Below are 16,335 nucleotides of genomic sequence, written 5' to 3' on the forward strand. Positions count from 1 at the left end.
TTGTTTGTGTCTTCTTACATGTCGATAGATCAAATTGAACTATCGAATGCAGAGGAGGACACAGATCTATGATAAGTTATTTACTACTTCATACTTAACTTCGCCAAAAAGAAGCCCAAAACAGATTTGTTTTGGGCTCCTTACAAGTTAGAATCACAACGGAATATTTCCGTGTTTTTTCCATGGTCGAGTTTCTTTTTTGTTGCGTAGCATTTCAAGAGATTGAATAATCTTGATCCTGGTTTCTCGAGGATCAATAACGTCATCTACCATCCCAAGACTTGCAGCTACATATGGATTGGCAAATTTCTCACGGTATTCTTCAATTTTATCTGTACGAGTTGCTTCCGGGTCTTCACTATTTTGAATTTCACGGGCAAAAATGATATTCGCTGCTCCAGCAGATCCCATAACCGCAATTTCAGCATTAGGCCATGCAAACGTAAGGTCCGCACCGATTGATTTACTATTAAGAGCCACGTAGGCGCCGCCGTATGCTTTACGGAGAATGATTGTCAATTTTGGCACTGTTGCTTCAGAATACGCATATAGCAGCTTTGCTCCGTGACGAATTATGCCACCGTGTTCTTGTTTAACACCAGGAAAGAAGCCAGAAACGTCTTCAAACGTAATTAATGGAATGTTAAACGAATCACAGAAACGAATAAAACGGGCAGCTTTATCAGATGAATCAATATCCAGCCCTCCTGCTAATACTTTTGGCTGGTTACAGACAAGTCCCACCACTTTTCCTTTAATACGTGCCAGACCGACCACAATGTTTTTCGCAAATCCAGCTTGTACTTCCATGAACGAACCATCATCGACAACTTGCTCCAATACTTTACGAACATCATATGGACGAATCCCTTCATATGGAACAACATCCGTTAAGTCTGGACGGTAGTCATCTTCATCGTCTGCCTCCAAAACTGGTGGCTTTTCTTCATTGTTTTGTGGCAGATAACTTAGAAGACGTCTAACATCCTCTAAAACTTGTTCCTCTGAAGCTCCCTTGAAATGAGCATTGCCACTTATTGTGTTATGTACTGTTGCCCCACCTAATCCTTCAGATGAAATCTTTTCGCCTGTAACCGTTTCAATAACTTTTGGTCCTGTAATGAACATCTGACTCGTTTTTTCAACCATGAAGACGAAGTCCGTTATCGCTGGAGAATATACTGCTCCACCAGCACAAGGTCCCATAATAACAGAAATTTGTGGAATAACCCCTGAATATATAGAGTTACGATAGAAAATCTGACCATATCCGTCCAGAGAAACTACTCCTTCTTGAATACGTGCTCCACCAGAATCGTTTAAACCAATGAACGGGGCTCCATTTTCTGCTGCCAAATCCATAACATTGGCAATTTTCAGAGCATGCATTTCCCCTAGTGCTCCACCAAATACGGTAAAGTCTTGTGAGAACAAATAAATATCGCGCCCATTGACTTTTCCGTAACCAGTGACAACCCCTTCTCCTGGCCCTTCTGCCTTTTCCATACCAAAATTAGTATTACGATGTTTGATAAAAGGATTTAGTTCAATGAACGTGCCTGGGTCCACTAAAAGTTCAATTCTTTCCCTTGCTGTAAGTTTACCCTTCTCATGCTGCTTATCGATTCTTTCTTCACCGCCACCTAGTTCTACTTTCCGGCGTCTGTCGTACAAGTCATTAATTGTTTCATAAATGTCTGTCATTTCTGCTCCTCCTTTGATTCAGCTCTTTCACAAAGCTCATATAATACACCCGCTGTTGATTTAGGGTGAACGAAAGCAACATCAGCATGGTGCGCTCCTTTTCTTGAGGTATCATCAATCATCCGAATGCCTGATTCTTTAATTTCTTTAATCCGATCTTCGATATGTTCTACACCTAGGGCAACGTGATGAATACCTTCACCGCGTTTTTCGATAAATTTGGCAATTGGGCTTTCTGGTGACAACGCTTCCAACAACTCTAAACGAGTATTTCCTGCTAAGATAAAAGCCACTTTAACGCCTTGGCTTTCTACTGTCTCAATTCCTTCGAGCTCCAACTTTAGCGTATCAGTGTAAAGCGGCAAAGCTTCATCAAGTGACTTAACAGCTATGCCGATATGATCGATATTTTTAATCATTCAAATAAACCCCTTTTGCTATGTACTATTAGACACCTCTATTAAAATTCTACTAATCTGGTTGAAAAAGCCTTTAACTTTCGGAATAATGAGAACATTATACTTTTGCTTGTTTCTACTAAATGTTCAAGTTAAAATAATATTAATCAAACTGTTTTGAGGAGAGAGCATAATGAGAAATAAAAAAATAAGAAAGATCGTTGTGTATTTAATGCTTATCTCGATGATATTAACGACCTTATTATCAGGTATCGCATTTCTTTTGTAATAATAGATATCCGGAAGGGAGAGGGGAGCCAAAAGCTTCCCTCTTCTTTATTTAATGGCTCCATATTTTTTTGCCAATGTTTTAAAATCCTCGTTTGATATAGTAATTAACACCTTTGATCCAATCGGGACTTTTTCATACAAACGCTCTACATCGGATTTATGCATTCGTACGCAGCCATTTGAAATATATTTTCCAACTGATGCAGGTTGATTTGTACCATGTATCCCATAAATTCTGCCATCGGTATTTCGTGCGTCAAATCCAATCCACCTTGATCCAAGTGGATTCCTAGGGTCGCCACCCGGAATATTCTTTTTTCGATAATAGGGATTAACCGCTTTGACCTTAACCGTAAATAATCCTTCAGGTGTCAATTCTTGACTCTTTCCTGTGCCGACCGGTAGTATCTCCTGAACCGCGTTATCATCGATAAAGGCCAATTTGTTGTTAGCTTTATTGATGATTATAAACGGGTCACCGGTCTTAACAGGTTGAGCCTGTACCTGAAGTGGCAACATAGACAGGATAAGCAATAAAGAAAGGATGCATTTCATTTCTATCAATTCCTTTACTTTTTTGCTTAGTTTAAGCCAAGTGCCTCTTTTTCATTCGATTATTGGTCGGCTTAGGTAATCCCTTGAAGGAATGCTTAAGCAATAAGTAGCGCTCCATTTCCTTCATGAGCTGCAGTAACGCGGCCCTTGATTCAAACTCTTCTCGGGTTAGCGGAAGTTCCATTCCCCTAAAAAATATCTCCATTTCTTCAAGCTTCTTCAGATAAAGTATGGCTGTATTTTGCGGGTGAACATTTTCTGCAAGATCTTCTATAAAATCAGCCACTATCCCGCTTTGCTTAACTATCAGAGGAATATTTGTAACTAAAGGAAGAATCCGCTCAATTATTTCAAATTGCTTTTCACGCATCTTGAAATAATGGTAATAAAGGTCTTCTTCCCTTAAAAAATGATTTTCAACGTCTCGGAAAGCAAGGCTTTTTGCTTGATTAAGAAGATTAGCTGTTTCTGTAATTTCCTTTCCATCCCAGGTGTGATCATTATCCCGTAAATAGCGAACAATCCCCATCAAAATCGCACTAAAATTAGTTTCAATTTTTTCCTGATAGGCAAGCAGTTTCTCATCAAGACTAGGCATGTACAGATTCATGACAAGCGCTACCCCTACTCCTACGGCGATTAATATCGTTTCATTAATCAGAAGAGCAAAAGAAATGTCACCCGACCCATATAGATGCATGATAATGACGCTGCTCGTTACAATCCCTTCATTAATCTTCAAAGCAACTGTAGTTGGAATGAAAATCAAAAGAATCAATCCTATTATCAATGGATGGAAGGCAATAAACTGAAACAATAGGGTGGAATAAACCATTGCGATTATACAAGCCAAAAATCGATGCCAGGAGGCATACACCGATTTCTTTTTTGTAACTTGTATGCATAAAATCGTAATGATTCCCGCTGCCGAAAAATGATCCAGGTTAAGCATTTGTGCAATAATAATTGCCAAGGTTGCCCCCAAAGCAGTTTTAATCGTTCTGTATCCGATTTTAAACATTGTTATGTATCACCTGGCTCTTTCACTATCTATTATAATACTATCAGCAATTCAGATAATTTTACAGTCCTTAGAACGAAAATTTTCAATTTTTAAAAATACATTTTCTCAAAAATACATTATATGGATAAAATAAAAAAAGGTAACCAAAAGTTACCTTTTTTTATAATTATATACGAATACTTTGGCTTATAAAACTTTTTCTAAAAAGTCTTTTGCACGCTGACTTTTCGGATTGGAAAAGAACTCTTCAGGAGCACTTTCTTCAACAAGCAGGCCTTCGTCTAAGAAAAGTACACGATCGGCCACTTCTTTAGCAAACCCCATTTCATGCGTTACAATCAGCATAGTCATCCCTGTATGAGCAAGCGACTTCATAACGTCGAGTACTTCTTTTACCATCTCAGGATCAAGTGCTGAAGTAGGCTCATCAAAAAGCATTACTTCCGGGTTCATCGCCAATGCGCGAGCAATAGCGACCCTTTGTTTTTGTCCACCGGATAGACGGTTAGGATAAGACGATTCTTTATCAGCCAACCCGACTTTTTTCAAAAGCTCACGAGCTTGATTTACCGCTTCTGCCTTCGATAATTTTTTCACCTTCATAGGCGCGTATGTCAAATTCTCTAGCACGGTTTTATGAGGGAATAAATGAAAATGCTGAAATACCATCCCTACATTTTCACGGACTTTCATTATGTTGGTCTTTTTTTCAGTAATACTTTGATCCTTAAACCAAATTTGGCCATCAGTTGGTGTCTCAAGCATATTGATACATCGTAAGAAAGTTGATTTTCCTGAACCAGAAGGACCGATAATCGCTAACACTTCACCCTGTCCTATCTCGGTGCTAATCCCCTTTAATACTTCGAGCTTACCATAATTTTTTTTTAGTTTATCAATTTTAATCACTGCGTCTCATTCTCCTTTCAATTACTTTGCCTAAGATGGTAAGAACCATTACCATCACATAATAAATGAGACCGGCAAATAAAATCGGCTCGAAGAATTTATATGTCTCACCGCCGACAATATAAGAACGGCGCATAATATCTCCTAATCCAATAATTGTAACAACTGCAGATTCCTTTGTTAAAGAAATCAATTCGTTCACAAGAGATGGCAAGATATTCTTGATCGCCTGCGGCAGAATAATGTTAAGCATCATGCTAGAATAGGGCACCCCAAGTGCAAGCGCAGCCTCACGCTGACCTTTATCAACCGCTAATATACCTCCCCTGATTATCTCTGAGATATATGCGGCAGAGTTTAAGCCGAAAGCTAAGAATGCTGCTTGAAATGCTTCGATTTGAATTCCTAATATTTGTGGTGAACCAAAATAAATAAGCATCAATTGCAGGACTAATGGTGTACCGCGGAAAATCGATGTATAAAAGTCAGCAATCCAATTTAATGGCTTAATTCTACTGATTTTCAGTATTGATAATAATATCCCCAATATAAAACCGATGACAGCCGCAACCGCTACAACCTTTAAAGTAGTCGGTATTCCCTCCATAATATATGGAAGGGACGGCCTAATCGTCTCAAAATCCAGATTCACTCCATTCATCCTCTCTTATGAAGGCCATACCTAGGCCCTTCTTGCTTCATTTTCAAAAACAATAAAGCGCGGAAAAACGTTCAGAAGGCATACTAAATGCTTCTGAACGCTTTTCATCTCTCTGTATTATTCAGTTTCGCTGCCGCCAAACCATTTTAGTATTAATTTTTCCATTTCACCATTTTCTAACATTTTTTTCAATTCAGTATTAAATTCTTCTGTTAACTTGCTCCCTTTTTGGAAAGCAATTGCTGAACCAGCATCCTCTTCACCAGACTCGATCACATAGCCTACTAAATCTTTATTGTCCTTTAAATAGCCCTTAGCCACAGTATCTTCCATTATTACTGCATCAAAACGTCCTGAAGACATTTCTTGAACAACTTCTGGAATCCTATTTCGTTTTTCAACTTTCATCCCGATATCTTTATTTTTATTCAAGTCAGTTGCCAATGTCTCTTGGATGGACGCAAGCTGTACGCCTACCGTTTTCCCTTTTAAATCTTCAACGGTTTTAATCTTACTGTCTTTTGTCGTAACAATCATGTTTTTAGCTGTATAGTAAATGTCACTAAAATCGACTGATTGCTCACGTTTAGCTGTCGGAGTCATTCCAGAGATAACAAAATCGATTGATTTATTTTCAAGTGCCGGTACAAGGCTATTAAAGTCAATATCCTTCACTTCAACCTCATAACCTAATTTTTTACCGATGGCCTTAGCGATATCAATGTCAAATCCTTTTATTTCATCGCTTTTCGAAGTTTCAACATATTCAAAAGGCGGATAATCCGCAGAGGTTCCCATTACTAGAACTTTTTTGTCTTTATTATCAGCTGTGTTAGTATCTTTTTTCTCTGATGTTCCGCATGCTGCTAAAATACCTACTAATAAAACAGAAGTAAGCAACAATGCTAACTGCTTTTTCAACTTCATTATTATTCCTCCAAAATGATATTTTCAATTCTCTTGGTATTAAATTTAGTTTTTGTTAAATTATTAATTAATTTGATTAACTAATATTCATACACTAATATGTATTTTAACACACTCTAGTAATTATTCAATAACGTTAAAAATAGATTTATTTTTTAGAATATTCTCATAACTAATTTTATTTTTCATACATTTACTTCATTTAAAGCATATCTGTTTGCCTTATCTATCTTTTATCCTAAAAGTTCCTTAATTATGCAGAATAATGAATAAAAAAACCCGCCAAATTGGCGGATTTCATCCTTGTAAGTTAGCTTACAAAAAAGTAACTTACACTTCTTCGCAATATTGATCGAAGTAATCTTGCAATTTTTCGACAACAGACATTGGATGATGCCCTTCGATTTCATGACGTTCTATCATCGTAATGATTTTTCCATCCTTCAGTAGAGCAAATGATGGTGAAGACGGTGGATAACCTTCGAAATAATCACGGGCCTTCTCCGTTGCTTCTTTATCTTGACCAGCAAAAACAGTTACAAGCTGATCAGGGCGCTTATCATTATGAATGGCATGAGCTGCAGCCGGTCTAGCAATCCCTCCTGCACATCCACAAACAGAGTTGACCATAACAAGAGTCGTTCCTTTTTGTGCAAAAACTTCTTCTACTTCCTCAGGGGTAGTCAGTTCTGTATATCCAGCAGTCTTAATCTCATCGCGAGCTTGTTTGACCACGTCGTTCATTAAAAAATTGAAATCCATATTCATAGTATGTGCTCCTTCCAAGTTTTCTCTTCAATCCTATCATAACAATTGCCTCATCTTGATTCAATATATTTACCTTGTAAAACAACAGAAAGCACAGAACTAACATGTTTAAACGAAAAAGAAGCGGGAATCATATATTTTACAACAAGATAATTTCATCTACAAAAGGATGGGGCATTATGCGTAGCATTTATGCCCCATCCTTTTCTTTTTTAATTTGACTTAAAAGTATCCGTGAAAGATTGAAATGCTTGCTGAACAGCAGTAGTAACGGTTTTATTCCCGGACATTACCTGGTTTTCGAGCACAGGAAGCAGACCTTTAACGGTTTCATTTTTATAGAACATCGTTTTGAGTTGGTGATCAATTAATGAATATAACCATTCTTTAGATTGCATCCTTCTCCGCTCTTGAAAAACACCTGACTCATTCGTTGTATCAGAGAACTCCTGTAGCACATCCCAAAGCTCGGGAATCCCTTTACCAGTTACTGAAGAACAAGTGTATGCTTTTCCTGCCCATCCTTTGGTTGCAGGCTGAAGGAAATGCAAAATTCTACTGTATTCTGACTTTGTTCTAATCGCAAGCGGAATGTTCTCACCATCTGCTTTATTGACCACAATTCCATCTACAAGTTCCATAATCCCTTTTTTCATGCCCTGTAATTCATCCCCTGCACCTGTAAGGACAAGCAACATGAAAAAGTCGACCATGCTCCGGACTATTGCTTCACTCTGACCAACACCTACTGTTTCTATCAATATGACATCAAATCCTGCCGCCTCACAGAGCAACATCGTTTCCCTCGTTTTACGGTGAACCCCGCCCAAGGTTCCTTCCGATGGGGATGGCCTGATGAAGGCACGAGGATTTCGTGCAAGCTCCTCCATCCTCGTCTTGTCCCCAAGTATACTTCCTCCATTGATTGAGGAACTCGGATCGACAGCCAGGACTGCCACCATATAACCCCTATCACATAAATAGTTACCAAACGTCTCGATAAATGTACTCTTTCCGGCACCCGGTACGCCAGATATCCCGATGCGAAGCGAGTTCCCTGTATGAGGCAAAATAGAATGCAATAATTCTTGTGCCAAATCAAAGTGGTGGGGAGCATTACTTTCTACCAGTGTAATCCCTTTAGCAAGCTTTGCTCTTTCGCCTTTTATGATACCTTCTTTAAGTTCAGGGATCGAAATCTTTACATTGTGCTTTTTGACGAATTTGTTTTTCGAAGCTTTATTATGGCTGGCTGCTAATTCCACACCTGGCTTTAATGAAGAAGCAAAACCTTCCTGATTGTTGAGATCGACCCATTCCGGCTTCTTGTCTTCACTCATTACTGCGCCACTTCCTCATATCCGAGGCGATTGTATATTTCCTGAAGCACTTTTTTCGCTGCCTGAGGAATGACTGTACCAGGACCAAAAATGGCAGAAGCACCATTTTGCATTAAATAATCATAATCCTGCGCAGGAATAACACCGCCGACGATGACAATAATATCTTCACGACCTAATTTTTTTAATTCTGACATCAGCTGTGGCAACAATGTTTTATGGCCGGCAGCAAGCGAACTCATACCGACAACATGAACATCATTTTCAACGGCTTGAAGCGCAGTTTCTTCTGGCGTTTGAAATAGCGGTCCTATATCAACATCATAGCCTAAATCAGCAAAACCTGTTCCGACTACTTTCGCTCCACGGTCATGTCCGTCCTGACCCATTTTAGCCATCAGTAACCGCGGTCTTCTTCCTTCATTTTCAAGGAATTCTTCTGTCATTTGGACGACTTCCTCAATCTCTGCTTCTTTTGAATAAGCAGAGCTATATACACCACTGATAGAACGGATTGTTGCTTTGTGACGTCCAGCCACGTCTTCGATAGCATCAGAAATTTCACCAAGCGAAGCCCGTACGCGGGTAGCCTGCACAGCTAATTCAAGCATGTTGCCTTCACCTGTTCTAGCAGCCAGAGTTAGCGCTTGAAGAGCTTCATCGACCATAGCCTGATCACGGTTCGCTTTTAATTCGCTCAAACGCTTTAGCTGACTTTCGCGAACTGCCGTATTATCAATTTCCAGTATTTCAATCGGATCTTCTTTTTTCAGACGATATTTATTGACGCCAACGATTGTTTCATCTTGAGAGTCAATTTTAGCCTGACGTTTCGCTGCCGCTTCTTCGATTCTCATTTTTGGAAGACCAGTTTCAATTGCCTTAGCCATCCCGCCAAGCCCTTCGATTTCTTCGATATGAGCCCAAGCCCGTTCAATTAATTCATTAGTGAGCGACTCAACGTAATATGAACCCGCCCATGGATCAATAACCTTTGTAATTCCTGTTTCCTCCTGCAGATAAAGCTGTGTATTACGAGCAATACGAGCCGAGAAATCAGTTGGCAAGGCAATCGCCTCATCTAATGCGTTCGTATGCAGGGATTGTGTATGACCAAGCGCAGCCGCATGTGCTTCAATCAAAGTCCGTGCGACATTGTTAAACGGATCCTGCTCAGAAAGGCTCCATCCTGAGGTTTGAGAATGGGTTCTCAATGCCATTGCTTTTTTATTTTTCGGTTCAAATTGTTTCATTAGTTTTGACCAAATAAAACGGCCCGCCCTCATTTTCGCTACTTCCATGAAGTAGTTCATTCCTACAGCCCAGAAGAATGAAAGACGTGGTGCAAATTTATCGATATCGATTCCGGCTTTCATTCCTGTACGTGCATACTCAAGTCCATCAGCCAACGTATAGGCGAGCTCGATGTCCGCCGGAGCACCTGCTTCTTGCAAATGATAACCGGAAATGGAGATCGAATTAAATTTAGGCATATATTTGGATGTATACTCAAAAATATCAGCTATAATTTTCATCGACATCTCAGGTGGATAGATATACGTATTCCGAACCATATATTCCTTTAAAATGTCATTTTGAATCGTACCTGAAAGTTTATCCTGTGTAACCCCTTGCTCTTCAGCTGTCACAATATAAAAAGCCAGAATAGGTAATACCGCACCATTCATCGTCATCGATACTGACATTTGATCAAGCGGAATTCCGTCGAACAAGATTTTCATATCAAGAATGGAGTCAATTGCAACTCCCGCTTTTCCAACATCACCGACAACACGCGGATGGTCTGAGTCATAGCCACGGTGAGTAGCTAAATCGAAGGCAACTGAGAGACCCTTTTGCCCCATCGCTAGATTACGTCGGTAAAACGCATTGGATTCCTCAGCTGTCGAAAAGCCTGCATACTGCCGGACGGTCCAAGGGCGATTAACGTACATGGAAGGATATGGCCCTCTTGTAAACGGAGCAATACCTGGCACACTTTCCATATGCTCCAACTTGTGATTATCTTCTTTGACATAAAGCGGTTTAACCCTTATTTGTTCATTAGTTTCAAACAAAAGGTCGTCAATATTTTGTTCAACTGCTATCTCGGCTTCTTTTCTCCATGCTTCAACCGTTCCTTTTATCTCAGCCTTAGCAGGATTTATTGTAGAAAAATTCGGTTTTTTCATCTTAGTTCACCCCTAGCGCTTGTAGTAATTCTATCAAAATTGCTACAGCATTCGTTTTAACATGGATAAATTCTTTAACTCCGGCTTCACTTAGTGAGATTTCCAATTCTTCTGTCTGCCTACCGGCTATATAAAGATTAATTTCAGGGAACTGCTTTTTAATTTCTTTGATTGTCGTTTTTGCTAATTCCGAGTAGTCATTATCACTGCCACAAACACAATAGATGGGAAGATTTGTTGATGCTACGTAATCGACTGCATCCTGGATTGATTGACAGCCTGCACTTTCTACTGTTTCAATGCCCCCTGCTGCAACTAGCCCCTTAACAAAATCAGCACGAGGTTTGTAGGATTTAAGTTCTTTTAAATTAATTAATCCGATTTTCGGGGCTTCTCCACTACTTTGTTTAAAAGTTTCACTCCGTAATCTTAACTGTTCGAATTGGACTGAAATGCGTTCCAACGTAATTGGTGTAATCTCCACTGGCTTCTCAACAACCATATATGACACCTGTTTTTCTTGTGTTGGAGTTTTGATCTTATCTGCGGGATTCGGATATACATTCGTTCCGATAATACTTTCTTTTCTTAACGCAGCATTTTGAATTCTTCCTTGGTAAACTTCAACTAAATCTGCCTGTAAGGAGCCGTGCTTAATTACTTCAAAAATTCCACCAGCTGTATCGATTTCAAGGAACTTCATCCACGCTTTTTCAGCCAGTTCATCCGTCAATTGCTCTACATACCAAGAACCGCCTGCAGGATCGACCACTGTCGTAATATTCGTTTCTTCTTTTAATATCAAGTGTGTATTTCGTGCGATTCTTTCTGAAAAATCATCAGATTCCCCGAATGCATGATTAAATGGATGAATTTGCAAATATTGAATTCCTCCAATCGCAGCAGCAAAAGCTTGATTGGTGGTACGAAGAATGTTGACGTGCTGATCATATAGGGTTTCTGTCAATTCGGACGTTACAGCATGTATTGCCATTTTAAAATGATGTGGAGCTGTATCAAAGGCTTCAGCAAGACCAGCCCAAAGTCGCCTAGCCGCTCTCAGCTTCGCAATTGACATAAAGTAATTGGAGTCAACTGCAAAAGAAAATACGATTTTTTCTGTAATCTCAGATATAGAAAGCCCTTGTTTTTGACCTTCCAATACATATTGGACAGCTACAGCCAATCCGTAAGCAATCTCTTGAACAGCATTGGCCCCGCCATTATGGAATACAGCAGTATTAACCAGAACTGTCTTTAAATTTGGTCCAACTTTTTGATAATCTTGAACTGTTTTTATCCATTCAGCAAAATATTGGTCTGTATCTTCTGGGAGCTGACCACCAATAAGCCATTCTGCAATTGGATCCTCTGCCAGCACACCTTTCAACTGGGCTTTTTGCAGATCCGCAACAGCTTTGATTTGTGGGAAAAATTCTTTTTGTTTCCCCTTAAGGTCAATGAACACTGGGAGTTCCTTTAACGGGATATTATTAAACAATTTTTCAATTCTTGCCCCCTCAGCAAGTAAACGAGCCGGGTATGCAACGACATTTTGACCGCGCTTAAATGCCGCTTGCATCTTTTCATTTGCCTCATCTGCTGTGATACCGCTTACAGGCTGAACGACAAGCCAAGGTTGTTCATAATAACCTGTCGGAGTAATTCCGCGAGTAAATGGAAAAAATCCCGGTAATTCTGCTGTTTTTGCTGCTGAATCCTCCTTTTCTGTATAGAGTGGATTTAAAGTAATACCCTCATATGTATTTGTTTTTAATTTTTCAACACTTTTACCTTTTAAACTGACTTCTGTAGCTTCTTTCCACTCTTCTAACGAAGGTTTAGGAAAGGTTATGTTTTTTACATCTTTCAGTTCCATCTGTAATCGCTTTCTTATCGTTTACTACCCGAATCGCTCTATCCCTTAATAACGGAGACCGAACGCTCAGTCAGTTAATAAGAAAACCGCCCTCCCATCTAATAATCTGAATTATAATAACATTCTACCATATTTTTCTTGAAATTTAAGCTAATAGAAATTAGTACAGTCTGTTGTATAGAAAGTCTATACCATTTCTATTGAAGTACAGTTAGCTGTGTATTAGAACAGCTCTCTATAAAATAATAAGCAAAAATAAAAATTTTGTCGATGTTTTTCTATTTTCCAATAAAAATTTATTAATAAACAAGTAATGAAGCACAGAAAAAAAGGAAGAAACCTTCTAGGCTCTTCCTCCTTCTTCCCTTATTCTAGTAAATAGATGTATTGTCTTCGGTAATCTTTTCGATGATTTCTTTAACCCTTGCAAGGAATCGGCCGCATACCAGTCCGTCCAATACACGATGGTCTAGTGACAAACAAAGGTTTACCATGTCACGGACCGCAATCATGTCGTTAATAATCACCGGCCGTTTTACTATTGTTTCGACTTGTAGAATAGCTGCCTGTGGATAATTAATAATTCCCATGGATTGGACGGAACCGAATGAACCAGTGTTATTTACAGTGAACGTACCTCCTTGCATGTCCTCCGATTTTAATTTACCTGCCTTCACTTTAGATGCAAGTTCTTTTATCTCCCTAGCAATACCTTTAATTGATTTTTCATCTGCATTTTTTATGACAGGTACAAATAAGGCATCTTCTGTGGCAACGGCTATTGAAATATTGATTTCTTTCTTTTGAATGATTTTATCTCCTGCCCACATCGAGTTGATTTCCGGAAATTCCGTAAGAGCTTGAGCAACTGCTTTTACAAAGAATGCAAAGTAAGTTAAGTTGTAGCCTTCTTTTTGTTTAAAATCGGTTTTTAGTGAATCACGTAACTTTACCATGTTGCTTGCGTCAACTTCTACCATCGTCCAAGCATGAGGAATTTCATGCTTACTTTTTAACATATTGGAAGCAATCGCTTTCCTCACCCCGGTAACGGGTATTTCCCTGTCCCCAGTCGCAGTCGGAATTATGATTTCTGTACTAGCTCGCTGAGTGACTGGTGAGATAGTCTCTTCGCGAACGGATTCGGGAATAGCGGAAGGAGCATCAGCTTTAGGAAGAGTACCGGATTCAAGAAGTTTCAGTAAATCTTTACGGGTAATCCGTCCCTCACTTCCTGTACCTTTTACTTTGGAAAGGTCAATTCCATGTTCCTGAGAGAGTTTTAATACAGCTGGTGAAAAGCGGGTTTTCCCTGGTGCTTCACTAGATGTGTGAACATCCCTTGTTTCATTTGAATCATTTTTCTCACTATATGACTCTGCTTGACCTTCCGTTTTTTCTGCTTTTGCCGTTTCAACTTCAATCGAGCAAATAACTTCTCCTACTGCCAACGTTTGATTTTCGTCTGCTTTCAATTCCTTAATGATACCGGTAAAGGAAGAAGGAACCTCAGCATTTACTTTATCTGTCATCACTTCAGCAAGCGGGTCATATTTAGTGACACGATCCCCTGGCTTAACAAGCCATTTACTGATAGTTCCCTCTGTGACACTTTCACCTAGTTGAGGCATTTTCATTAGTTCCGTAGCCATGATTTGTTCCTCCTACTTATCAGTCATTAAAACTCAGCCAGTTCTCTCATCGCTTTTTCCACTTTATCTGGATTCACCATAAAATGTTTTTCCATCGTAGGAGCATATGGCATGGCAGGAATATCAGGACCGGCTAACCGTTTAATCGGAGCATCCAAATCAAATAGGCAATGTTCGGCAATGATGGCTGCGACCTCACTCATAATGCTTCCTTCTTTATTATCCTCTGTAACCAGTAAGACTTTCCCCGTTCTAGAAGCCGCTTCAATGATAGCTTCCTTATCTAATGGGTACACGGTTCGCAAGTCCAGAATATGAGCAGATATACCATCTGCAGCTAATTTTTCTGCTGCCTGGAGTGCAAAATGCACACAAAGACCATAGGATATGACCGTGATGTCTTCCCCTTCTCTTTTCACATCGGCTTTGCCAATGGGAAGTACATAATCTTCAGTTGGTACCTCACCTTTAATCAAGCGGTAAGCGCGTTTATGTTCAAAGAAAAGCACTGGATCTTCATCTCGAATGGCTGCTTTAAGCAACCCTTTTACATCATAGGGAGTGGAGGGCATGACAATTTTCAAGCCCGGTTGATTTGCAAAGAGAGCTTCAACAGATTGCGAATGATATAGGGCTCCATGAATCCCTCCCCCATAAGGTGCACGTATGACGATAGGACAGCTCCAATCATTATTAGAACGGTATCTAATTTTGGCCGCTTCTGAGACAATTTGGTTTACAGCCGGCATGATAAAATCAGCAAATTGCATTTCAGCTATCGGCCGAAGACCATACATAGCGGCTCCAATTCCAACTCCTGCAATTGCTGATTCAGCTAGGGGAGTATCAATAACTCTGGCTTCACCAAATTGGTCATATAATCCATTAGTAGCTTTGAAGACCCCACCTTTTTTCCCTACATCTTCTCCCAGTACAAACACACGAGAATCTCTTTCCATCTCTTCCCTCATTGCCATTGTAACGGCATCTATATAAGAAATCACTGGCATTCTATTACCCCCTTACTTTTGTGCATACACATGATTCATAGCACTTTCAGCCTTCGGATATGGAGCATTTTCGGCATAGTCAGTTGCTTCGTTGACTATTACCATCACTTCATCATTCATTTGTTTTTCAAGCGCATCATCCATAATTCCTGTTTCCTTTAAATACGCTCCAAAGGTCTTGATGGAATCCTTTGTCTTCGCTTCTGCCACTTCGTCCGCAGTTCGGTAGCTTCTGTCATCATCATCACTTGAATGAGGGGTGAGCCTATACGAAACCGTTTCAATCAAAGTGGGTCCCTCGCCCCTGCGAGCACGGTCTGCCGCTTCTTTAACCGCTTCGTATACTTCTAATGGGTCATTGCCATCCACAGTTATTCCAGGCATACCATAGCCAATCGCCCGATCCGAAACATTTTCACAGGAAAGTTGTTTCGAAATAGGAACAGAAATCGCATATTTATTATTTTCACACATAAAGATGACCGGAAGCTTATGCACACCTGCAAAATTTGCTCCTTCATGAAAATCTCCCTGGTTGGATGAACCCTCTCCAAATGTGACGAATGTAACTAGATCCTTCCCTTCCATCTTCCCGGCAAGGGCAATTCCCACTGCATGGGGAACCTGTGTCGTTACAGGGGAAGACCCAGTGACAATTCGGTTTTTCTTCTGGCCAAAATGACCTGGCATTTGCCGTCCACCAGAATTGGGATCTTCCTCTTTTGCAAATCCTGAAAGCATCAAGTCCTTTGCGGTCATTCCAAATGTCAGAACCACTCCAACATCTCGGTAATAGGGTAATACATAGTCCTTTTGACGATCCAATGCAAACGCAGCCCCAACCTGAGCTGCCTCCTGTCCCTGACAAGAAATTACAAAGGGGATTTTCCCGGAACGGTTCAACAGCCACATCCGCTCATCAATCCTACGGGACAAAAGCATTGTCCGGTACATATCTAAAACTGTTTCCTCATTTAAGCCTAATTGTTCATGACGTTTTTCTACCATCATAAAACCTCCTGACC

General features: G+C 39.9%; 15 protein-coding genes. 1 reads left to right on the forward strand and 14 read right to left on the reverse strand.

Annotated elements, in window-relative coordinates:
• Positions 1-153: 153 nt before the first annotated feature.
• On the reverse strand, positions 154-1,704 hold the full coding sequence (locus tag JFV29_RS18730) for an acyl-CoA carboxylase subunit beta (protein ID WP_201185729.1): 1,551 nt from the start codon (positions 1,702-1,704) through the stop codon (positions 154-156).
• Positions 1,701-2,123, reverse strand: a complete 423-nt coding sequence (gene mce, locus JFV29_RS18735; protein WP_201185731.1) for a methylmalonyl-CoA epimerase — start codon at positions 2,121-2,123, stop codon at positions 1,701-1,703. The genes JFV29_RS18730 and mce overlap by 4 nt, the downstream gene beginning before the upstream one ends.
• A 172-nt stretch (positions 2,124-2,295) precedes the next feature.
• On the opposite strand from mce, the gene prli42 reads away from it, so the two are divergent.
• Positions 2,296-2,391: a stressosome-associated protein Prli42 gene (prli42, locus tag JFV29_RS31205; RefSeq protein ID WP_152952297.1), complete on the forward strand. Its 96-nt coding sequence runs from the start codon at positions 2,296-2,298 to the stop codon at positions 2,389-2,391.
• Between the two features lie 47 nt (positions 2,392-2,438).
• Here prli42 and JFV29_RS18745 read toward each other — a convergent pair whose 3' ends face one another.
• The 12 genes from JFV29_RS18745 to JFV29_RS18800 all read right to left on the reverse strand — a co-directional run bounded on the left by JFV29_RS18745 (position 2,439) and on the right by JFV29_RS18800 (position 16,318).
• Positions 2,439-2,948, reverse strand: a complete 510-nt coding sequence (locus JFV29_RS18745) for a L,D-transpeptidase (RefSeq protein WP_201185733.1) — start codon at positions 2,946-2,948, stop codon at positions 2,439-2,441.
• Between the two features lie 31 nt (positions 2,949-2,979).
• A complete protein-coding gene (locus JFV29_RS18750) occupies positions 2,980-3,969 on the reverse strand; it encodes an aromatic acid exporter family protein (RefSeq protein ID WP_201185735.1) in 990 nt (329 codons plus the stop codon).
• A 189-nt stretch (positions 3,970-4,158) separates the two neighbouring features.
• Positions 4,159-4,881, reverse strand: a complete 723-nt coding sequence (locus JFV29_RS18755; protein WP_201185737.1) for an amino acid ABC transporter ATP-binding protein — start codon at positions 4,879-4,881, stop codon at positions 4,159-4,161.
• A complete protein-coding gene (locus JFV29_RS18760) occupies positions 4,874-5,533 on the reverse strand; it encodes an amino acid ABC transporter permease (RefSeq protein WP_053346889.1) in 660 nt (219 codons plus the stop codon). The genes JFV29_RS18755 and JFV29_RS18760 overlap by 8 nt, the downstream gene beginning before the upstream one ends.
• 126 nt (positions 5,534-5,659) lie before the next feature.
• On the reverse strand, positions 5,660-6,463 hold the full coding sequence (locus JFV29_RS18765) for a transporter substrate-binding domain-containing protein (RefSeq protein WP_180320477.1): 804 nt from the start codon (positions 6,461-6,463) through the stop codon (positions 5,660-5,662).
• A gap of 336 nt (positions 6,464-6,799) precedes the next feature.
• Positions 6,800-7,237, reverse strand: a complete 438-nt coding sequence (locus tag JFV29_RS18770; RefSeq protein ID WP_034308239.1) for a BrxA/BrxB family bacilliredoxin — start codon at positions 7,235-7,237, stop codon at positions 6,800-6,802.
• 212 nt (positions 7,238-7,449) lie between these two features.
• Positions 7,450-8,577 (reverse strand): methylmalonyl Co-A mutase-associated GTPase MeaB, encoded by a 1,128-nt coding sequence (gene meaB, locus JFV29_RS18775; RefSeq protein ID WP_201185739.1) that lies wholly within the window; start codon positions 8,575-8,577, stop codon positions 7,450-7,452.
• Positions 8,577-10,769: a methylmalonyl-CoA mutase gene (gene scpA, locus JFV29_RS18780; protein ID WP_053346892.1), complete on the reverse strand. Its 2,193-nt coding sequence runs from the start codon at positions 10,767-10,769 to the stop codon at positions 8,577-8,579. Before scpA ends, meaB begins: the two co-directional genes overlap by 1 nt.
• Position 10,770: 1 nt before the next feature.
• Positions 10,771-12,648 carry a methylmalonyl-CoA mutase family protein gene (locus tag JFV29_RS18785; RefSeq protein WP_201185741.1) on the reverse strand — a complete coding sequence of 626 codons (1,878 nt, stop codon included), beginning with the start codon at positions 12,646-12,648 and terminating at the stop codon, positions 10,771-10,773.
• Positions 12,649-13,019: 371 nt separating this feature from the next.
• Entirely contained in the window at positions 13,020-14,300 is a 1,281-nt protein-coding gene (locus JFV29_RS18790; protein ID WP_201185743.1) for a dihydrolipoamide acetyltransferase family protein, read from the reverse strand.
• 26 nt (positions 14,301-14,326) lie between these two features.
• A complete protein-coding gene (locus tag JFV29_RS18795; protein ID WP_053346895.1) occupies positions 14,327-15,310 on the reverse strand; it encodes an alpha-ketoacid dehydrogenase subunit beta in 984 nt (327 codons plus the stop codon).
• Positions 15,311-15,322: 12 nt separating this feature from the next.
• On the reverse strand, positions 15,323-16,318 hold the full coding sequence (locus JFV29_RS18800) for a thiamine pyrophosphate-dependent dehydrogenase E1 component subunit alpha (RefSeq protein WP_201185745.1): 996 nt from the start codon (positions 16,316-16,318) through the stop codon (positions 15,323-15,325).
• Positions 16,319-16,335: the final 17 nt, after the last annotated feature.

Origin of the sequence: Peribacillus sp. TH16, from assembly GCF_016651095.1 — a bacterium.
Lineage (GTDB): Bacteria > Bacillota > Bacilli > Bacillales > DSM-1321 > Peribacillus > Peribacillus butanolivorans.

Bases quoted from the DNA above. Each gene is read 5' to 3' on its own strand.
- JFV29_RS18730 (WP_201185729.1), bottom strand. From the start codon at position 1,704: ATGACAGACATTTATGAAACAATTAATGACTTGTACGACAGACGCCGG.
- mce (WP_201185731.1), bottom strand. From the start codon at position 2,123: ATGATTAAAAATATCGATCATATCGGCATAGCTGTTAAGTCACTTGAT.
- prli42 (WP_152952297.1), top strand. From the start codon at position 2,296: ATGAGAAATAAAAAAATAAGAAAGATCGTTGTGTATTTAATGCTTATC.
- JFV29_RS18745 (WP_201185733.1), bottom strand. From the start codon at position 2,948: ATGAAATGCATCCTTTCTTTATTGCTTATCCTGTCTATGTTGCCACTT.
- JFV29_RS18750 (WP_201185735.1), bottom strand. From the start codon at position 3,969: ATGTTTAAAATCGGATACAGAACGATTAAAACTGCTTTGGGGGCAACC.
- JFV29_RS18770 (WP_034308239.1), bottom strand. From the start codon at position 7,237: ATGAATATGGATTTCAATTTTTTAATGAACGACGTGGTCAAACAAGCT.
- meaB (WP_201185739.1), bottom strand. From the start codon at position 8,577: ATGAGTGAAGACAAGAAGCCGGAATGGGTCGATCTCAACAATCAGGAA.
- scpA (WP_053346892.1), bottom strand. From the start codon at position 10,769: ATGAAAAAACCGAATTTTTCTACAATAAATCCTGCTAAGGCTGAGATA.
- JFV29_RS18785 (WP_201185741.1), bottom strand. From the start codon at position 12,648: ATGGAACTGAAAGATGTAAAAAACATAACCTTTCCTAAACCTTCGTTA.
- JFV29_RS18790 (WP_201185743.1), bottom strand. From the start codon at position 14,300: ATGGCTACGGAACTAATGAAAATGCCTCAACTAGGTGAAAGTGTCACA.
- JFV29_RS18795 (WP_053346895.1), bottom strand. From the start codon at position 15,310: ATGCCAGTGATTTCTTATATAGATGCCGTTACAATGGCAATGAGGGAA.
- JFV29_RS18800 (WP_201185745.1), bottom strand. From the start codon at position 16,318: ATGGTAGAAAAACGTCATGAACAATTAGGCTTAAATGAGGAAACAGTT.